We start from the raw sequence: 20229 nt of genomic DNA on the forward strand, positions 1-20229 counted from the left end.
GTTCCCCTACTTTCTTTTTTTAGATTGGTTTCTTCTCTGTTTTTTCTTGATTTTCTCCATCTCGTAGCTCATTTTCTTTTTATATCCAGGCTTAACCTTCTTCGGCTTTTTCACGAGACGATGCGCAATTTCATCCGCTTCGTTAGACGTTTTTTTGCGTTTTTTTCGGCGCTGGCGGTCATCGCCTTTTTTCCACTCGCCCTTTTCAAGCTCTAAGTAATCAAATTCGATGCCCATTTTCTCAAGTCTGGCTAAAGCATCCTCATCAGAAAGCTCGTAAATGGTCATCGCTTGCCCCGATGAACCGGCGCGAGCGGTTCTGCCCACACGGTGAACATAGAAATCGAGATCATCCGGCAGCTCATAGTTGATAACATGACTGACACCTTTAATATCAATGCCTCTTGCAGCAAGGTCAGTTGCAATGACATAAGTGAATTCCAAATCATTGATCTGCTTCATGACTTTTTTCCGTTCACGAGGCGTTAATCCGCCGTGCAGCAGCCCGATTTTCATACCTTTTCCAGTTAGATATTGAGCGATATGGTCAGCAGTGTTTTTCGTATTAGCAAACACAATGCCCAAGTATGGATTCAGATGAGACATGATATCAAAAAGGAGCTTGTCCTTGTCACGATGTTTCGAAGGAATGAGAATATGCTCGATTTTCGCAGCTGTCACCTGTTTTGGCTCTACGTGGGCGTACTTCGGATTTTCCATGTATTTTTTCAAAAATGGTTTCAGCTTTTCCGGAATCGTCGCTGAGAACACAAGCATCTGCAGGTCCTCAGGCATGCGGGAACCAATGTAATCTACATCTGCAATAAATCCCATGTCCAGCATTAAATCCGCTTCATCAATGACGAGAGATTCCGCTTTATGAACACTTAACGCCTGTTCTTTGATTAAATCGGCAATCCGTCCGGGCGTACCGACAACAAGATGCGGCTGTATCTTCAGTTTATCAATCGATTTTTGTTTATCTGTGCCCCCGATAAAACATTTCGAGCGAATCTGGCTGCCTTCCTCACCCTGTGTGATTTTAAGCGCTTCCTGATGAATCTGGTTGGCAAGCTCTCTTGTCGGAGCCGTAATGACAACCTGAACGACATCCTTGGCAGGATCAATTTTGTTTAATAAAGGCAGTAAATAAGCGTGCGTCTTTCCGGTTCCCGTCTGGGATTGGCCAATGACGCTTTCTTTTTTTAACACTGCAGGAATCAGCCTTTTCTGAATATCAGTCGGTTCGTAAAAACCAAGGCGATGTACTGCATCTATAATAAACGGTTTCAATTCATAAAGTTCAAATTTGGTTTCTTTCATTTTTCCCAGCTCCTTAAAGCGGCACATTATGTGTCCATCATCACATTATACCCGATTTTGCATAAAAACACCACGTTTGCAAGGCGTTTGTTTTATTCAGTTATATAAAGCAAATACCGCAGCCCATGCATATTCTAATAGCAGAGAGAGCTGAAAGGAGGTACAAGTATGTTTTCACCACAGCAGCCGATGAGAAATTATCCGCAGCCCGGACCGCCCCGCCCCATGCCAAATCAGCAAATGATGGGCAGAAGACCGCCTAATATGCGAAGACCTTCATTTGGACCGCAGCAGCAGGGTTTTCAGCAATCCGGACAATTTCTTCCTCAGGCAAATGCCGGAGCGAGAAATGGTGCGGGCGGAGGCTTAAAAGGGATGCTTTCAAGGTTCTTACCCGGCGGAGGAGGCGCTGGCGGCGCGGGAGCTCCAGGAGCAGGCGCAGCAGCGAGTGGAGGAGCTGGTCTGCAAGGCATTCAAAATATCGCCAATCCTGCTTCTTTATCCAGCATGCTCGGGAATGTGCAAAAAGTGCTCGGCATGGCGCAGCAAGTCACTCCTATGATCCAGCAGTACGGCCCATTAGTCCGCAATCTGCCGGCAATGATGAAGCTGTATAGCCAATTAAATAAAAGTGATGATACAGAGAGCAATGAGGAAAATGAAAATCAAACAGATTCAGAAGAAACCTCAGAAACAGAGAACGAGGCTGAAGCAAAAACCTCAGATGGGAACAAAAAAAAACAACCAAAAAGTTCTTCTCTGCCCAAACAATCAAAAACATCTGACAGGAAAGAACAAAAATCAAAAACATCTGCCCCGAAGAAAAATGAAGCTGCCTCTCCTTCTCCGAAAAGAACATCAGGCAGTTCAAAGCCGAGATTATATATTTAACATTCTTTGATATCTGAAGTGAGATTGGCTATAATGAGATCAGAAGAATGCAAGAATAGAGCCGTTTGATTACGGCTTTTTATATTGCCTTTACCTACTTCAGTATTGGAGGATAACCGAAAATGGACGTAATTAAAATTTCGCCGCGCGGCTATTGCTATGGCGTTGTTGATGCTATGGTCATCGCCAAAAACGCGGCACTAGATAAAAGCTTGCCAAGACCCATCTATATACTCGGGATGATTGTTCATAATAAACACGTCACTGATGCATTTGAAGAGGAAGGAATCTTTACTTTAGACGGTGCTAATCGTCTGGATATCCTGAAGCAGGTTGAAAAAGGAACTGTTATTTTCACTGCGCATGGTGTTTCTCCCGAAGTCCGAAGAATCGCTGAGGAAAAAGGATTAGTCGCAATTGATGCTACATGTCCGGATGTGACGAAAACTCACAATTTAATTCTAGAGATGAAAGAAAAAGGTTATCACGTGATCTATGTCGGCAAAAAAGGGCATCCGGAGCCTGAAGGAGCCGTTGGCGTAGCGCCTGAGATCGTTCACTTAGTTGAAACAGAAGAAGATGTGAAAAACCTTGATATCCAAGCAGAGAAATTAATCGTGACCAATCAAACAACGATGTCTCAATGGGATGTTCACGACATCATGGAGCTTGTCAAAGAGAAATATCCTCATGTTGAATATCACCAAGAGATTTGCCTCGCTACTCAAGTACGGCAGGAAGCTGTATCAGAACAGGCGAAAAAAGCGGACTTAACAATCGTTGTCGGCGACCCGAAAAGCAACAATTCCAATAGGCTCGCTCAAGTGTCAGAGGAAATAGCCGGCACAAAAGCATACCGAATCGGCGACCTAAGCGAATTAAAGCTCGAATGGCTGAAAGGCGTTAATACCGTTGCAGTTACTGCGGGGGCATCAACACCAACACCGATCACAAAAGAAGTCATTCGTTTTTTGGAGCAGTATGAGCATGAAGATCAATCAACTTGGACAACGGAACACAATGTACCGCTCAAAAAAATACTCCCGAAAGTAAAAGCAAAAAACTGAGGCTGTGTAAGCCTCAGTTTTTTTATAGAAATGTAAATGGATTTGTATCTGCTTCAGAAGCAAAGATATTCACGTCCAGCTTGTTATCCTTGCACATTGTTGTCAGTTTTTTTGTGACGCCTTCTTTCATGATTTTTTCCGCGTAATGGCCTGGATCAACAACATTCAGGCCTAGCATCATCGCATCATGAGCCACATGGAAGTATAAATCTCCTGTAACGTAAACATCGGCGCCCTTTCGTTTCGCATGATGAATATACTTGTTTCCATCTCCGCCAAGAACAGCTACCTTCTTCACTATGCTGTCAGCTTCACCCACCATTCTGACACCATTCATTTCAAGCTTGTCTTTCACAAATAAAGCGAATTCCTTCAGTGTCATCTCATTTTTAAGTGTTCCAACACGGCCAAGCCCTTTTTCGGCAGGAGACTGTTCGACAGGATAGATGTCGTAAGCGACTTCTTCATATGGATGGCTTTTTATCATTGCATTTATAACGGCTTTTTCGATGCTTTTAGGAAACACAGTCTCTAGCCTAACTTCATGAACAAGCTCAAGCTCTCCCACTTCACCGATAAAAGGCTTGGCGCCGTCCAACGGCTTAAAGCTGCCGATTCCTTCAGATGAAAATGCGCAATGGCTGTATTCGCCGATATGGCCGGCTCCTGCATTTCCAAGTGCTGTTCTCACCTGCTCTTCATATTCCTTCGGCACGTACACGGCCAGCTTTTTCAGAGGATCAGTATAAGTAGGCACCATCACCTCCGTTTCAGTCAGCTCTAATGCTTCAGCAAGCAAATCATTTACGCCGCCGTCCGCAACGTCTAAATTTGTATGAGCTGCGTAAACAGCGATATCATGCTTTAAACACTTTTCAATTAACCTACCGGCAGGCTGATCTGTTGAAATATGTTTTAGCGGCCTGAAAATAGGCGGATGGTGTGCAATAATTAAATCAACCTCTTTTTCAATCGCTTCATCGATAACACTCTCCAACACATCTAGTGTAACCATCACGTTTTTAATCGGTTTGTTTAAGGTGCCGATTTGCAGGCCGATTTTGTCCCCTTCGACCGCATAGGCTTTCGGGGAAAATTGTTCAAACAGCTGGATAATCTGCTGCCCATTTACGCTTTTAGCCATGATCGATAACCTCCTTTAGCAGCTCTATTCGATCTGCGAGCTCCTTTAATTTCTGTTTATTTTGCTCTGTACTTGCAGCTCGGCTGATCTGTTCATAAATGTTTTGCGTGTGCTGAAGCTCTTGTGTCCATTTTTTCAAAAAGACAGCATTCTTTTCTTTTGCCAAGAAAGGGCCGACGAGCATCCCGGCTGATATAGAAATACCGGCATAAGCCGCATCTCTGTCTCCCGCTTCGGCGACAAGCACCTCATAGCACTTTCCGTCTTCTTCAAGGATCACTTCATCTGTCAGCGCATATCCTTCTTTATAAAGCCACTCTCTGATATGAACAGCATGAATATTCGGCTGTAAAATAAGCCGTTCCTTCCCCGTTAATTTGTCTTTACCCGCTTCTAAAATGTGAGCGATCAAAGACCCGCCCATTCCGGCAATCGTAATGGCATCGGCTTCACCTTTTTGTATGACTTCCAGGCCGTCTCCCTGCCTTACAGAAATGTGCGCGCTCAAGCCTGATTTTTCAACCTGCCGCTTGGCAGACAAAAACGGGCCGTCTGTTATTTCTCCGGCAATTGCCCCGCTGGCTTTATGATTCAGCACCGCATAACAAGGAAGGTAAGCGTGGTCAGACCCGATATCGGCCATCACCGCTCCATTCGGTATGTATTCCGCTACTGTTTGCAATCGTTTAGATAATTTTAATTCGTTCACTTGTCATCACAACTTTTCTCAATCATTTTTTCCTTTACTATCATATAAAAAATCAGCCCGGAATCCAAGCTGAGCGAATGATTTTCAGTTTATTTTCTTTTAATGCGTCTCTACACACGGCAGACAAAAATAAAAGGCTGTCGAGAACATCTCGGCGGCCTGAGAACGCATAAGGAGAAAAATAGAAAAATAGCATCTTTTATTTAATTTTTGACACCCACTCTGCCATATCATCCAGCTTATCGGCCGGAACAAGACCGGAAGGCATTCCATTACCGCCTTTTTCGATCTTTGTTTTAATTTCTGCGACATCTTTCTTATCCCCTACACCTTTTAAGCTCGGACCTGAAACACCTTCATAATTTTCCCCGTGGCACGCGATGCAGTTTGCCTTGTAAATATCCTCTGGTGAAGCGTTTGCATCGTCCTTTTCAGCAGACTTGCTTTCTCCGCCGCTTGCAATCTCCCGAGAGTCATCAAGCCCCTTTACTGATAAAAAGAAAGTTAGAGCAATTCCTAAAACAGCGATCAGTAAAAATGGAATAAGCGGGTTCCATTTCATTTCCCTTCCCCCTTTTTGATCCTTTCCCCTATGTAAACACTTCTAATTCTAACTTATTTTAACAAAAAGTAAATGGATTGCTATACAAAAGTTTTTTATTCACACTTTATACAAAATTGAATAGAAACATGCCTATTTCTCTGATATCCTTTTTGTTCTATTGTATAATGTATTGTATACGCTTACAATAGAAAATATGGAATCTTATTTTTAAATTTTTCATCACAATGTCCATTTGCAAATGACATCATTTTTCAGTAAAATAAAGGCATATTATCCATATATCTTTTTAAAAAAAGAAGAACGGATCTGCAAGACCCGTTCTATCCTATTCGAGGAAATCTTTCAAACGTTTACTTCTGCTAGGATGTCTCAGTTTCCGCAACGCTTTGGCTTCGATTTGTCGAATACGCTCTCTCGTTACTCCAAATACCTTGCCGACCTCTTCTAATGTTCTTGTACGGCCGTCATCAAGACCGAATCGAAGACGCAATACATTTTCTTCACGATCAGTTAACGTATCAAGTACATCTTCCAGCTGCTCTTTCAATAGCTCATATGCGGCATGATCTGAAGGTGAAGTTGCTTCTTGGTCTTCAATGAAATCACCAAGATGCGAGTCATCCTCTTCACCGATCGGTGTTTCCAGCGATACCGGCTCTTGTGCAATCTTTAAGATTTCGCGTACTTTTTCAGGTGTTAAATCCATATCTTCCGCAATTTCTTCAGGTGTTGGTTCTCTGCCTAAATCTTGCAGTAATTGACGCTGCACACGGATTAATTTATTAATGGTTTCAACCATATGAACGGGAATCCGTATCGTTCTCGCCTGATCGGCAATGGCCCGGGTAATCGCCTGTCTGATCCACCACGTGGCATACGTACTGAATTTATAACCTTTACGGTAATCAAATTTTTCAACGGCTTTCATCAGACCCATGTTGCCTTCCTGGATCAGGTCAAGGAACAGCATACCGCGTCCGACATACCGTTTTGCGATACTGACAACAAGGCGCAGGTTCGCTTCAGCCAATCTGCGTTTAGATTCTTCGTCACCCTCTTCAATCTTTTGAGCGTAGGCGATCTCTTCTTTTGCAGAAAGAAGGTTAACCCGGCCAATTTCCTTTAGATACATACGAACTGGGTCATTGATTTTGACGCCAGGCGGTACACTTAGGTCATTAAGGTCAAATTCTTCTTCGGCTTTGGCAAGCTGCTGAATATTAGGATCTTCTGTTTCTTCATTCTCACTAATTAATTCAACACCTTGTTCACCTAAAAATTCATAATACTCATCCATTTGGTCTGATTCAATTTCAAAGCTGGACATACGCTCTGCAATTTCTTCATATGTCAAAACACCACGTTTTTTACCAGACTCTGTTAATTGCTCTTTTACTTGGTCGAATGTTAATTCTGTCTCGTGGGTTTGTTTATCAGCCATTATGGATCCCTCCTTCCAAAGCTTGCAACGAATTCTATAAGCGGTATGATTCTTATTCGGTCCATTCAGGCGTTTTCTATGTGAACTGCCTTTAACAATGTGCGAATAATGAAATGACAATTCATGATGAGGTTAAGCGATCTATTTGCTCCTCCGCAAGGAATCATTGCCAATAAATGCTTCTCACCAGTTTTCCAGTTATTTTAAAGATCGGTTCAATGTAACGATTTCTTGAGCTAGAGAAGCAGCTCTTAAAAAATCTTTTTGCCTTTCGGCTTCGGCTCTTTCCGCCTCTTTTTCTTTTATCATTGACCAATTTCTTTGATTCAACACTTTTTTTACATAATCTGATAACTCGGCTTCGCTGAGCTCTTGATTAATTTGAAGCATTAATATATCAGACAAGAGCTGGCTTATATGATCATCCGTCACCCTGGCCATCAGATGCTGAGGCGTCAGCTCGGCACCCTCTTCATAAAAAGCGTATAGATAGGCGGCCAATGCGCGATGCTCATCAACGTTAAATTCAAAACCTACCCGGTCAATCACTTTTTTGATAACGCTCCGATCTCGAAGCATGTGGGCGAGTAACAGCCTTTCTGCATTTTCATACGCCGGACGCAGACGTTTTTGCCTTGCTTTTGTCGTCAGATGCGCTCGCCGCGTTTTCGTTTCACCGCCATTTTCAGCAGGTTTGTTTTGCTTGCTGAAAACAGACAGTTGCTCGGTTAAAGACTCCTGTGAAAGCGAAAACTCTGAAGCAAGCTGTTTTACATACACTTCCTGCTCAAGAGACCCTGAAAGCGTGCTGATTTCTTTCAGTACGTCTTTAATGTAAGCTAAGCGATCGCCTTCATCGGACAGGTTCTTTCCCTTTCGGAAATATTGCATCTTGAACGCCATAACGGTAACACTGGCGTCGATAATGTCATTTTTAAATTTTTCCCCGCCGAACTTTTTGATGTAATCGTCAGGGTCCAATCCGTCAGGAATCATTGCAACTCTGACTTTACAGCCTTTATTTTGCAGAAGCTCTGAAGCTTTTAAGGTGGCTTCATAACCGGCTTTATCAGAGTCATAGCAAAGAATGATTTCTTCGACATTTCTTCTTAGGATCTTGACATGCTCATCTGTCAGAGACGTTCCCATCGTGGCTATGCTTTCTTTTACACCCGAGCTTACGGCCGATATGACATCGGCAAATCCTTCAAATAAGACTGCTCTTTCCTGCTTTCTGATATGAAGGCGGGCCTTATAAAAATTGTAAAGCAGTTTACTTTTATGAAAGAGCGGTGTTTCAGGACTGTTCATATACTTAGGCTGCTGGCTGCCAAGAGCCCTGCCTGAGAAAGCAACAACAGCCCCGTGATGATCATGGATCGGAAACATGACGCGGTTTCTGAAGCGGTCAAAATATCCGCTTCCGTCTTCGCGTCTGATCAGGAGACCCGCTTTTTCCATTTGCGCCTCGCTAAAGCCTCTCTTTACGAGAAATTTTGTGATGAAGTCCCAAGAATCAAGAGCATAGCCGATCTGAAATTCATCAATCAGCTCTTTCGTAAAGCCCCTGGAAAGCAGATAATCCAGTGCCTCTTGACCTTCTTTTGTATTTATTAACAAATGATGGTAAAATTTCTTCAAGAGCTCATGAGCCTCAGCCATTTTTTGTTCTCCAGAAGATTCTGGCCGGGCTCCGGAATGGACTGTTATATCATCTGGAAAATCAATTTGGTATTTGTCAGCAAGGTGAGAAACCGACTCGGCAAATGAATAGCCTTCCATCTGCCTTAAAAAAGAGAAAACATTGCCGCCCGCTCCGCAGCCGAAGCAATGAAAAATCTGTTTGTCGGGCGATACGGAAAACGAAGGTGTGCTTTCTCCATGAAAAGGACAGAGTCCAAAGTAGTTTCGGCCTTGCTTCTTTAATTGAACATAATCACCTATGACTTCAACGATATCTGCCGACTTTTGCACCTGATCTACAATTTCATCTGGTATCCGATTTCCCATCTTATAACACTCCGTCGTACATTATTCGATGCTTTAGTGCAAAATCCCTTCATCGTTCGACAGGATTTTTTGCAGCAGTGTAATAAATCGTTCTCGATCTTCTTTATTCAATTTTTTAGGCCCTTTGGCGTATATGCCTTTTCTCCTTTGTTTACCGGAAAAATGACGGCTCTCAAGAGCAAAATCAATCGTGCCTTCTTTGTAAAGACGCCCTCTTTCCGACATGACGGAGACATTTCTGTTCAACAGCAGGGATGCTAATCCGATGTCCTGCGTCACGACAATATCTCCCGGTTTTACGTGATTTGCGATATATAAATCAGCAGCTTCTTTATGAGGATCAACATACTTCCATTTTTCTTCATTGCTTCTGGAAAGCTGATAATGTTCAAATGAAGCGACAAAAAGAACTTGAACTTCATACTCGGATGCTGTTTGTAAAATTTCATCTTTTACCGGACAAGCATCTGCATCGACAAAAATCGTCTTTTCTTGTTCATTAAGAAGAGTAATTCTCCATCCCTCCATTAAACTCCTGCATAAAAGCAAGCAAAATCGCACATCCTTTATCATTGCGGACGTATATGAATTTGTCGAAAAATTTTCAGGAGAAATTCTTGACATCTTACCCATAATAGTTTATTCGTATCACACGAACCTTAAACCTAAAATTAATCATTTTATCACAATTTTTTATTATAATACAAACTTCACAAAGATGCTATTGTTTTTCATTATTCCCTTTTGGCATAGCCAAAAACCCAGGATAGAGCGTCCTGAGTTACATGTTTTTTGTTTTGAGATGATGGATAATATTTGCTGTTTCTTCAACCGCTTTATTTGAAACATCAACAACCTGGCACCCGATCCGATCCACAATCTTTTCGAAATATTCCAGTTCCTCTTTGATTCTGTTGATATTTGCATAGATTGCTTTGTCATTAAGCCCGAGTGATTTTAACCGTTCTTTTCTGATATGATTCAGTTTATCCGGGCTAATCTTTAAGCCGATGCATTTTTTCGGATCAACGTTAAAGAGTTCTTCCGGCGGGTCCACCTCGGGAACAATCGGAACATTGGCAACCTTCAGGCGCTTGTGGGCTAGGTATTGCGACAGCGGTGTTTTAGACGTTCTCGATACGCCGATCAAAACGATATCAGCTTTTAAAATCCCTCTAGGATCACGTCCATCATCGTATTTAACTGCAAACTCGATGGCCTCCACTTTTTTGAAATAGTCTTCATCAAGCTGGCGCACCCGCCCCGGTTCGTATTTCGCTGTTAAACCGTAGGCTGTTTCCATTTTATCAATTAACGGGCCGATAATATCATAATATAAAACATTTGCTTTTTCCGCTTCGGCAATCAAATATTCTCTGATTTCCGGCACCACGAGTGTAAAACAAATAATGCCGCCGTCTGTCTTTGCAAGTGAAATCACTTCATTGATAGTGCCTATATCTTCAACATAAGGTATTCTTCTTACATGTGTATCGTCCGCTGAACCGTTAAATTGGCTGAGCGCTGCTTTCACTACCAATTCAGCCGTTTCACCGACGGAATCCGATACAACATAGATGATGCGGTTATTCATATTATCCCCCCGTAGTTTGCGATCTTATAGGATTTCATTTTCAGATAAACTGACAAGTATTTTTGTCATATTTGTTTTTGTCACTCTGCCGATTACTTCAAAGCCTTTATCGGTATCTTTGATGACAGGCAGTGCATCAATTTGTTTTTCTATCAAGTGCTTTGCAATGTCCATTACATAATCCTCGCGTCTGCACACTGTAATATTCGGCATCCTTGTCATGATGATGTGAACTGGGACAGATGTAAGCTCCTGCTGGCCTATGCTCGCTCTCAGCAAGTCTTTTCGTGAAAGCACCCCGACTAAAACAGCATCGCGGTCCACCACAAACAGAGTACCTACATCTTCTAAAAACATGGTGCAAATCGCATCGTACACAGAAACATTTTCATGAATCACGACGGGGATAGATTGAAAGTCTTTCACCTGAAGCTTTTTGAGTTTATCTGCCAAAAGCTGGGTGCCGGTTTTCCCAGTGTAGAAATAACCGACTCTCGGGCGCGCCTCGAGGAATCCTGACATGGTGAGTATGGCTAAATCCGGACGCAATGTTGCCCTGGTAAGGTTCAGCTTTTCTGCAATATGCTCCCCTGTAATCGGCCCGTTTTCTTTTACAATCTGCAAAATATGTTCTTGCCGTTTATTTAGTTCGATCGTACTCACCACCTTTTCACTTCATATCTATGTAAAGAAATAATAATCCATATTATATCGTAAATATCTTGTAATCAAACAAAAAAACTCATAAATGGGGAAAAGACGATTGCCGATCACACAGCAACCGCCTTTTCTCTCTTTATTTTACAATAAGGGCATTCATATTCGCAAAGGACTTGATCTCATCCGCCAAGCTTACCATTTGCGCCAAACGGTTTGCCTTTAATGTCTCATTATCTGCTATAACCATTGTATGATCGAAGTAAGCATCGATCGGTTCTTTTAAGGCTGCAAGTGAAGCAAGCGCCGCCTCGTAATCTTTTTTGCTGAAGCTTTCCTGCAGATTTTGCTTCGCTGTTTGGTAGGCAACAAACAGTTTTGCCTCGTATTCATTTTCAAACAGATCAGGCTGAATGTCTCCGCGGACTCCTTTTTTGCTGATAGAGATCACTCGGCCTAATGCTTCAGCTGTTTCCTTAAAGCCAGGTGCACCAAGCTTTTGTTCCAGAACTTGTGCTTTGTGCAGCGCTGAGTACGGCTCAAGCTCAGAGCTTTCTAGCACGGCGTCGATGACATCGTGTCTGATCTGTTCAGCATTCAAGACATATTTCAGACGCTGAGTGAAGAAATCCAGTAGTTCATTTTCTTTATCCGTTTGTACAAAAGTAAGAAGCTCTTCAAACGAAATTCCCCAGTTGCGGTCTAGAAGAATCGCAACAATACCGCTTGCTTGGCGGCGCAGCCCGTAAGGATCCTGAGAACCGGTCGGAATAACGCCGATAGAGAAGAATGAAACGATTGTATCAAGCTTATCCGCCATTGCTACAACAGCTCCAGTGAAAGTAGAAGGCGTTTCTCCTCCCGCTGATCTAGGCATATAGTGTTCGTTCACTGCCGCAGCCACAGCTTCATCTTCACCAAGCATTCTCGCATATTTTTCGCCCATAATCCCTTGAAGCTCAGGGAATTCATATATCATATGCGTGACAAGATCAAATTTAGAAATCTCAGCAGCCCGCTTCACATGTTTTAATGTAACTTCATCAGCCTGAAGACGGCCGGCAAGCTTTTCTGCGATTGAAGTGACTCTTCTAACCTTATCAGCAAGAGAACCAAGCTCTTCATGAAAAACAATGTTTTCAAGCTTCTTCACGTTTGCATCAATGTTTAGTTTCTGATCTTCCTTGTAGAAGAATGAAGCATCAGATAGACGCGCGCGCAGCACTTTTTCATTGCCTCGGGCCACATTTTCGATCGCGTGGCTGTTCCCGTTTCGGACTGTGATAAAGTGAGGCAGCAAATCACCGTTCTTGTCTTTGACAGGGAAGTAGCGCTGATGCTCTTTCATTGTCGTGACAAGCACTTCCTCAGGAATTGACAGAAACTCAGATTCAAATGAACCGTAAAGAGCTGTCGGGTATTCTACTAAATGATTCACTTCATCAAGTAGATCTTCGTCAACTGGAATACTCCAATTGTTTTCTGCAGCCATTGCTTCCAGCTGAGATTGAATCATTTGTTTCCGAAGGTTAGGATCTGCAATAACGTGCTGTTCTAACAGCTGCTCTTCATAAGCTGAAGGTGATTCAATTGACACTTCATGTCCAAGAAAACGGTGTCCTTGTGTTGTACGTCCAGACTCAACGTTTGTGATCGAAAATGGAATGACATCCTGTCCAAATAAAGCGACAATCCATTTGATTGGCCGGATATAACGCAAATCTTCATTTCCCCAGCGCATATTTTTCGGGAAATGCAAGCTTGTAACTAAGCCGCTCAGTTCCGGCAGAAGCGATTTCGTTTCTTGGCCGGCTTGGAATTTTTGCACGAATACATATTCTGTGCCTTTCACTTCTTTCATGTACAGGTCTTCCACATTAGCCCCTTGGCCTTTTGAAAAGCCGATTGCCGCTTTTGTCCAGTTGCCGTCTGCATCAAGGGCAATTTTTTTCGCAGGCCCTTTCGCTTCTTCTTTTATATCATCCTGCTTTTCTGCTACATCCTTTACGAATACAGCAAGACGTCTCGGTGTATTGAAGAGCTTCACTTCACCGTGAGTGATATTTTTTTCTTTAAGCCAGCTTGCCAGCTTTTCGCCAAGCTGAACCATGCTATCATTTAAAAAGCGCGCCGGCATTTCCTCTAAACCGATCTCTAAAAGTAAATCCTGTTTACTCATGAGAAGAACCCTCCCCTTTAAGCATTGGGAACCCTAGTTTTTCTCGTTCCTCATAATAGGTTTTTGCTACTTTTCTCGCTAAATTCCGCACTCTTGCGATATAGCCTGTCCGCTCGGTAACAGAGATCGCACCTTTGGCGTCAAGCAGGTTGAAAGTGTGCGAGCATTTCAGCACATAATCATATGCTGGATGAACAAGTCCGTTATCCATTTGCTTAATCGCTTCTTTTTCATACGTGCTGAACAATTGGAACAGCATATCGACATCTGATGTTTCAAACGTATAAACGGAATGCTCGTATTCCGCCATCATGAATAAATCTTTTACTGTAAACCCTGACGTCCATTCCAAGTCGAAAACATTTTCTTTATCCTGGATATAAGACGCGAGACGCTCAATTCCGTACGTAATCTCTACAGAGACCGGTTTACACTCTAGTCCCCCGACCTGCTGGAAATACGTAAATTGTGTAATTTCCATTCCGTCAAGCCATACTTCCCATCCAAGACCCGCGCAGCCTAAAGACGGATTTTCCCAGTTGTCTTCAACAAAACGGATATCGTGCTCAAGCGGATCAATTCCTAGAGCACGCAAGGAATCTAAATACAGCTCTTGAATGTTATCAGGAGACGGTTTAATAATGACCTGAAACTGATGATGCTGATACAGTCTGTTCGGGTTTTCCCCGTAGCGGCCGTCTGCAGGGCGTCTGGAAGGCTCTACATAAGCCACTTTCCACGGCTCAGGGCCGATACTGCGCAAAAATGTATATGGGCTCATCGTGCCGGCCCCTTTTTCTACATCGTAAGCCTGCATTAGCACACAGCCCTGACTGGACCAATGCTTTTGCAAGGTTAGAATCATGTCTTGAATATTCATTTCAAGCACCTCCACTTTTCCTTCATAAAATGACTGCGGCAGCAACCAAAAAACTCCCGTCTCTATGCTTGCCAGCCGCAAACATAGGGACGAGAGTTCTCCCGCGGTTCCACCCTAGTTGCTGAGAACAAAATCCCAGCCTCTTTTTTTGAAATTGCTCAAGAATGCCTTTCGTTGCGTGCTCATCCTTAGCTTACACCGCCCTAAGGTCGCTTTCATGAGGTAAACGCAAGTACTTCTTTCTCTCACTGCAACATATTTTATAATAAATGATCATATAAAAAGATGGACCAGATGTCAACTTTTGTTTTCATCCATAAGATGTTTCATGCTTTCCATTTGATCTAAAAAGCGCTTCGATTTTAAATATAACCCTGAATATTCTTCATAATATAAATCAATCACTTGCTTTAATTCAGCTTTCGTTTCCTGCTTTAAGGACACATTGCCCAGCCTCGATAGATCAAAGTAATAAAACAGTCTCAAAAGCCTTGCCGTTTGCGGTTTGATCGGAACCCTGTAAGGATCTTTTTCAAAACAGCGGTGGCAAATAAAACCGTTTTCACGGACAGAAAAATGAAAGGTCCCGTCCTGGCTTTTACAATGCACACAGTGATTCAGCTCAGGATACAGCCCCATGACACCGAGCATCTTCATTTGAGCAATGAAGGTGATAACATCCGGGTCTGTTCCTTCATTCAGCTGTTTAAACGATTCTAAAATAAATTCAAACAAATAAGGGTTTGGCTTCTTTTCTTCTGTGCCTTTGTCGACTAGCTCAGCAATATACGCAGCATATGCTGTTAAAAACAAATCTTCCCTGATGCCTCTCATGCTGAGGATCATTTCACCCTGCTGAAGCGTTCCGAGGCCCGTTGTTTTTTGCATTAAGAATGAACCATACAAAAAGGGCTGGCTGACTGCTGATAAACGGCTGTTCGGTTTTTTGGCGCCTCTTGCCATAACACCTATTTTTCCGTGTTCTCTTGTCAGTAATGTAACGATTTTATTCGTTTCTCCGTAATCATTTGTGCGAAGAACGATTCCTTCACATTTTGTCAGCATTTCCGCACCTTCCTAAAGCAGGAGCGGCCAAGAGGTTTATAAAATTGGATAATCAAATCGGGCTAGCTCATCTTCTAGTTCTTCGGGTCTTTCCATGTTCTCTTTTTCCAGTTCTTTAAAAAGAAGATACGTATCAACATTTCCTGTTTGAGAAAATACGTTCCAGGTAAAATTCAACACAAGAAACCCACCTTTCTGTAGTTAAACTAGCTTACCTAAACTCCAAATTCTTACCTTTATCTTGACCAGATGTCCTCCATTTCATGTTAAACAAAATTTGCTAATGTATCCCTGTTCCTGTGAGATAATGACACAGCAAGAGATATTAATATTCGTCCTCTTTAAAGCCAAAATCGCGAAGCTGGGACATTTTATTACGCCAGTCTTTCTGCACTTTGACCCACAATTCAAGGTAGACACGGGAGCCTAACAGTGCTTCAATATCCGCTCTCGCTCTTTTTCCGACTTCTTTTAGCAGGCTTCCTTTTTTCCCGATCACAATGCCTTTCTGGGAATCCCGTTCGACCACGATCGTTGCCGCTACGTGCACAGAACCGTTGTCCTGTCCTTTGATGGATTCGATGGCCACCGCAATGCTGTGCGGGATTTCTTCTCTTGTCAGATGCAGCACCTTTTCCCTAATTAATTCAGAAATGATAAAGCGCTCTGGGTGGTCGGTTACCTGATCACTCGGATAGAATTGCGGCCCTTCCGGCAAATACGCTTCAATCTGAGCGAGCAACGTTTCGATATTATTTCCTTCTAAAGCAGAAATCGGAACAATTTCCTTAAAAGGATAGCGCCCGCGGTATTCGTCAATTAACAGAAGCAATTGATCGGGATGAATTTTGTCAATTTTGTTTACGATTAAAAATACAGGCGTAGACATCTTCTGCAATTTCTCAATGATGAATTCGTCGCCTTTCCCGTAGCCTTCCTCAGCGTTGATCATAAACAGGATCAAATCGACTTCTTTTAATGTATTTTGCGCCACTTTCATCATAAAGTCCCCAAGTTTATGCTTAGGCTTATGAATCCCTGGTGTGTCAATGAAAATCGTTTGTGATGTGCCTGTCGTCAAAACTCCTTGCACCTTGTTTCTCGTCGTTTGGGGCTTATCGCTCATGATCGCGATTTTTTGTCCAATGACTCTGTTCAAAAATGTAGACTTTCCTACGTTTGGTCTTCCAATAATGGATACAAATCCTGATTTAAAGCTTTCGTTCGTCATGTAAATCCTCCGATGAAAATGCGCCTGGCAATAATTCTTCCACAGTCATTTCTTTTATTTGTCCTTGTAAATTAGTCAGCACGACAATAACGTCCTTTGTGCAAAGCTCAGAAATCACCTGGCGGCAGGCTCCGCACGGAGATACCGGTCCAGGGGTGTCAGCCGCGACGGCCAGCATCTGAAACTCTGTATCCCCTTCAGAAACAGCTTTGAATAAAGCGGTACGCTCAGCGCAATTGCACATGCTGTATGCCGCGTTCTCGATGTTGCAGCCTCTGTACACTTTTCCATCCTTGGTAAGAAGAGCGGCTCCTACTTGAAACTTGGAATACGGCGCATATGCCATATCACGTGCTTTTAATGCTTCTGTTATCAATTCCTGTCTGTTCATGTGTACATTCCTCTCTTACCTTTAATGGTACCGCTATCACTTTATATTTTACATAATCGCGCGCTTTTTTTCACGCCCATTTCTAAAAATGTAAAATAAATGTAAGAATTTTCAGCCATTACAGCTTTGGCAAAAAAATAAGTAAACCAATGATACACGAAATGACGGCAAAAACGCAAACAGCCCCGGCGGCAGCGTCCTTAGCCGCTTTAGCAAGAGGGTGATGTTTGTCTGTTATTAAATCAACCGTATGTTCAACGGCTGTATTTAAAAGCTCCAGCGAAAACATTCCTCCGATCAAAAGGAAAATTATCGCCCACTCAATCGGGCTGAGCTCCACGAGGAAGCCGCAAATGAGAACAGCGCAGGCGGCTGCGGCATGAAATTGGAAATTCCGCTCCGTCCGCGCTGTTTCCCAGATGCCCCGGCCTGCATACACGAAGCTTTTGAAGAATCGCTTCAGCTCATTTCTATGATCTCTTGAGTCCATAAGCGTCCAGCAAATCCTTTTGCTTAGTAAACATCTCCTCTTCTTCCTCTTTCGTCATATGGTCATATCCTAAAAGATGCAGAAATCCGTGCACGGCAAGAAATCCGAGCTCTCTTTTAAAAGAATGATTATATTCCTCTGCCTGCTCCCTTGTGCGATCCGCACTGATAATAATATCGCCTAAAACCGGCGGCATTTCGGCTCCGACAATTTCAACCTCGCCTTCTCCCTCTTCTTCAAGAGCAAATGAGATGACATCTGTTGGGGTATCCTTTCCGCGGTATTCTTTATTGATCTGCTGGATGTCTTCATTAGTAACGATCGTGACAGAGACTTCAGCCTGATCCTGAACGCCTTCACGCTCAGCGGCAAATTGAAGCAGATTTTCTACTTCTTTGAGCATCTCTTCAGAGACACTCCCTGTTTCATCAACAATATCAATCAGTAAACTCATCTATTTCACCTTCTTAGTAGCCTCCGGATATTCGATCCGGGAGTGGAAAATGCCTTTTAATGTTGCACAGAGCGTTTTTGCGATTGTATCCAGCTCTTTAAATGTCAAATCACATTCACTGAACTGTCCGTCCTGCAGCTTATCGGATATAATACCCCGGACAAGCTTTTCAATTCGTTCAGGATTTGGATTATGCATGGATCTGACTGCCGCTTCAACACTGTCTGCCACTGATATAATCGCAGCTTCCTTTGACTGCGGTTTCGGTCCCGGATAACGGAACTCTTCTTCTGTAATCTGGTCTCCTTTTTCCTTCGCTTTATAATAAAAGAACTTTAAAAGCGAGGTTCCATGATGCTGCTCAGCAATGTCGACAAGCTCTTTCGGAAACTTATAGCTTCTCAGCATATTCGCACCGTCAGTTGTATGAGAAATGATGATATTTTTACTCAGCTGAGGAGACAGCTTGTCATGCGGATTGTCAATATTCATTTGGTTTTCAATAAAATATTGCGGACGCTTTGTTTTTCCGAGATCGTGATAATACGCGCCGACTCTTGCAAGCAAACCATTAGCTCCAACCGCCTCACAAGCTGCCTCTGACAAATTGGCGACCATTACACTGTGATGATATGTACCTGGTGTTTCTGTTAATATTTTGCGCAGCAACGGATGGTTAGGATTAGACAGCTCAAGCAGCCGCATAGTGGATAAAATGCCAAAGCCTGTCTCAAAAAACGGCATCAGGCCGATGATCAATACGGACGAAGCAAATCCTGACACAACGCCCATCAGCATTAACGTGCCAATTTCAAGACCTGACAGCGCAGTGTTTTGGATCAATAACAAGGAAAGAACGACAACCATATTGATAAACGCTACGAAAAGCCCTGTCTGCAGAATCTTTGATCTAGCATTGTGTTTTCCTAAAAATAAAACCCCTGAAATCCCGCTGATCAAATAATAAATTCCTATGACATAATTGAATGTACCTGTCACACCCTGATTAAACATCATACTTCCGCAAATCGCAAGAATGATACTTCCCAAAATGGCAATGCGTTCATTCATCAGCAGTTTGATTAAGATTGCGCCTGCAGCAATGGGAACCAGATAGCCAATATTATTATATTCCATCTTTTGGAATAAACTAACAACCTCCATAATAACAAGCAAAAGCGTTGTGATAATGGAGAACAGCAGGATGGATTGGTTTTTAAACTTCAGGTTTTGTTTCTGTTTTTCAAAATAATATACAAGTGTTGCAATGAAAAGTCCGATCATTATCAATAGGCCGCTGATCGGTTTAAAGAGATTTGAGTTATTTAATAACCCGGTCAGCTCGAGTTTTCGGTACACTTCCCGATCAATGAGGTCATTTTCTTCCACGAGCACCTGCCCCTGTTTGATCTGAACCTGCTGGACATTGTCTGACGCTTCCTGCCGCTTTGCTTCTGTCGCTTTCGGATCGAAGACGTAATTCGGAATAATAGCAAAACGCCCGATTTCTGTCGCAGCTCCCAAGTATTTAGATGGGATCGAATTGCCCTTTAGCTCTTTTTCTACTTTATCCTTTGCATCAGATAGTTTATCTGATGAGATTTCACTGCTCATGACCGTATTCACTGCCGTAATGACCGTATCTCTGACAAAGGAAAAGTCTTCACTGTCTGCTTTCAGCAATGTCTTGATGGAATCCTCTGAGATGGCATCATTCACATCTGACGTTAATTTGTTCTTCACAGACTTAACCATTGATTTTTCCGATGGTGATTTGCTGTCTTCTTCCGATGATTTTTTCACTTCACTGATACTGTCGAATATAGATGACACAAGGTCAATCCGATTGTCTGTATATTCTTTTTTCAATGTATATTGATCTTCAACCGCGTCCTCAGCGGCTTGCTTTTTTTCCTCTGTGGCTTTTTGATCTTCCACGGTTGCCGGAGCATAAATGGTCTTGTCGCTGACTGAAAATAGGTCTAAATCAAGTGTTTCCGGCTTAACATGTACAAAGAGCAAAGCAAACATAATGGCAGCCAGCAGAAGATACAGCAGTACATGCATGGAGCGGGCATTTTTAAAGCTTCTCCATTTTTTTGAGCTGCTTTTGGTCTTCCCCTTCTTTTTCAACACAA

At 42.7% G+C, this 20229-nt stretch carries 20 protein-coding genes and 1 other annotated feature; of the genes, 2 read left to right on the top strand and 18 right to left on the bottom strand.

All coding sequences use genetic code 11. The annotated features are described in order from the left end of the window. Window positions 1-6 precede the first annotated feature (6 nt). Complete coding sequence (gene cshB, locus M0696_RS12480; RefSeq protein WP_248602001.1) at window positions 7-1323, bottom strand: DEAD-box ATP-dependent RNA helicase CshB; 1317 nt, start codon at window positions 1321-1323, stop codon at window positions 7-9. A 168-nt stretch (window positions 1324-1491) separates the two neighbouring features. On the opposite strand from cshB, the gene M0696_RS12485 reads away from it, so the two are divergent. Together M0696_RS12485 and M0696_RS12490 are read left to right on the top strand one after the other, a co-directional pair. Then, window positions 1492-2214 (top strand): YqfQ family protein, encoded by a 723-nt coding sequence (locus M0696_RS12485; protein WP_222143176.1) that lies wholly within the window; start codon window positions 1492-1494, stop codon window positions 2212-2214. 122 nt (window positions 2215-2336) lie between these two features. Beyond that, window positions 2337-3281 (top strand): 4-hydroxy-3-methylbut-2-enyl diphosphate reductase, encoded by a 945-nt coding sequence (locus M0696_RS12490; RefSeq protein ID WP_222143177.1) that lies wholly within the window; start codon window positions 2337-2339, stop codon window positions 3279-3281. 22 nt (window positions 3282-3303) lie between these two features. On the opposite strand, the gene M0696_RS12495 is transcribed toward M0696_RS12490, so the two are convergent. From M0696_RS12495 to pgpH, 17 genes are all read right to left on the bottom strand, one after another. After that, window positions 3304-4425 (bottom strand): Nif3-like dinuclear metal center hexameric protein, encoded by a 1122-nt coding sequence (locus M0696_RS12495; protein WP_222143178.1) that lies wholly within the window; start codon window positions 4423-4425, stop codon window positions 3304-3306. Then, the gene (gene trmK, locus M0696_RS12500) at window positions 4418-5068 is read right to left on the bottom strand and encodes a tRNA (adenine(22)-N(1))-methyltransferase TrmK (RefSeq protein WP_246303150.1); all 651 of its coding nucleotides are present in this window, start codon (window positions 5066-5068) and stop codon (window positions 4418-4420) included. Before trmK ends, M0696_RS12495 begins: the two co-directional genes overlap by 8 nt. A gap of 265 nt (window positions 5069-5333) precedes the next feature. Then, complete coding sequence (gene cccA / locus M0696_RS12505) at window positions 5334-5696, bottom strand: cytochrome c550 (protein ID WP_222143179.1); 363 nt, start codon at window positions 5694-5696, stop codon at window positions 5334-5336. 328 nt (window positions 5697-6024) lie between these two features. Continuing rightward, window positions 6025-7140, bottom strand: a complete 1116-nt coding sequence (gene rpoD / locus M0696_RS12510) for an RNA polymerase sigma factor RpoD (protein WP_003226225.1) — start codon at window positions 7138-7140, stop codon at window positions 6025-6027. 198 nt (window positions 7141-7338) lie between these two features. Continuing rightward, window positions 7339-9150: a DNA primase gene (dnaG, locus tag M0696_RS12515; protein ID WP_222143180.1), complete on the bottom strand. Its 1812-nt coding sequence runs from the start codon at window positions 9148-9150 to the stop codon at window positions 7339-7341. 33 nt (window positions 9151-9183) lie between these two features. Then, window positions 9184-9678 carry a YaiI/YqxD family protein gene (locus tag M0696_RS12520; RefSeq protein ID WP_003226221.1) on the bottom strand — a complete coding sequence of 165 codons (495 nt, stop codon included), beginning with the start codon at window positions 9676-9678 and terminating at the stop codon, window positions 9184-9186. A 253-nt stretch (window positions 9679-9931) separates the two neighbouring features. Then, entirely contained in the window at window positions 9932-10744 is an 813-nt protein-coding gene (locus M0696_RS12525; RefSeq protein ID WP_166850690.1) for a pyruvate, water dikinase regulatory protein, read from the bottom strand. A 24-nt stretch (window positions 10745-10768) separates the two neighbouring features. Continuing rightward, window positions 10769-11407 carry a transcriptional regulator CcpN gene (gene ccpN / locus M0696_RS12530; protein WP_003237058.1) on the bottom strand — a complete coding sequence of 213 codons (639 nt, stop codon included), beginning with the start codon at window positions 11405-11407 and terminating at the stop codon, window positions 10769-10771. A gap of 133 nt (window positions 11408-11540) precedes the next feature. Further along, window positions 11541-13580, bottom strand: a complete 2040-nt coding sequence (gene glyS / locus M0696_RS12535; protein ID WP_222143181.1) for a glycine--tRNA ligase subunit beta — start codon at window positions 13578-13580, stop codon at window positions 11541-11543. After that, window positions 13573-14460: a glycine--tRNA ligase subunit alpha gene (glyQ, locus tag M0696_RS12540; protein ID WP_003226213.1), complete on the bottom strand. Its 888-nt coding sequence runs from the start codon at window positions 14458-14460 to the stop codon at window positions 13573-13575. The genes glyS and glyQ overlap by 8 nt, the downstream gene beginning before the upstream one ends. Window positions 14461-14542: 82 nt before the next feature. Beyond that, window positions 14543-14718: a binding site (T-box leader), on the bottom strand. 39 nt (window positions 14719-14757) lie between these two features. After that, window positions 14758-15525, bottom strand: coding sequence for a DNA repair protein RecO (recO, locus tag M0696_RS12545; RefSeq protein ID WP_222143182.1), 768 nt, complete (start codon window positions 15523-15525; stop codon window positions 14758-14760). Window positions 15526-15561: 36 nt separating this feature from the next. Then, window positions 15562-15705 carry a YqzL family protein gene (locus M0696_RS12550; RefSeq protein WP_003230053.1) on the bottom strand — a complete coding sequence of 48 codons (144 nt, stop codon included), beginning with the start codon at window positions 15703-15705 and terminating at the stop codon, window positions 15562-15564. A 145-nt stretch (window positions 15706-15850) separates the two neighbouring features. Further along, window positions 15851-16756: a GTPase Era gene (era, locus tag M0696_RS12555; RefSeq protein ID WP_003226207.1), complete on the bottom strand. Its 906-nt coding sequence runs from the start codon at window positions 16754-16756 to the stop codon at window positions 15851-15853. Further along, complete coding sequence (locus tag M0696_RS12560) at window positions 16737-17147, bottom strand: cytidine deaminase (protein WP_003230049.1); 411 nt, start codon at window positions 17145-17147, stop codon at window positions 16737-16739. The genes era and M0696_RS12560 overlap by 20 nt, the downstream gene beginning before the upstream one ends. Before the next feature lie 118 nt (window positions 17148-17265). Next, window positions 17266-17637, bottom strand: coding sequence for a diacylglycerol kinase family protein (locus M0696_RS12565; RefSeq protein WP_166850681.1), 372 nt, complete (start codon window positions 17635-17637; stop codon window positions 17266-17268). Then, window positions 17618-18091: an rRNA maturation RNase YbeY gene (ybeY, locus tag M0696_RS12570; protein ID WP_166850678.1), complete on the bottom strand. Its 474-nt coding sequence runs from the start codon at window positions 18089-18091 to the stop codon at window positions 17618-17620. Before ybeY ends, M0696_RS12565 begins: the two co-directional genes overlap by 20 nt. Then, window positions 18092-20227 (bottom strand): cyclic-di-AMP phosphodiesterase PgpH, encoded by a 2136-nt coding sequence (pgpH, locus tag M0696_RS12575; protein WP_248602002.1) that lies wholly within the window; start codon window positions 20225-20227, stop codon window positions 18092-18094. Window positions 20228-20229 lie beyond the last annotated feature (2 nt).

Origin of the sequence: Bacillus rugosus, assembly GCF_023238245.1 — a bacterium.
In the GTDB taxonomy this organism is placed as follows: Bacteria; Bacillota; Bacilli; order Bacillales; family Bacillaceae; genus Bacillus; species Bacillus rugosus.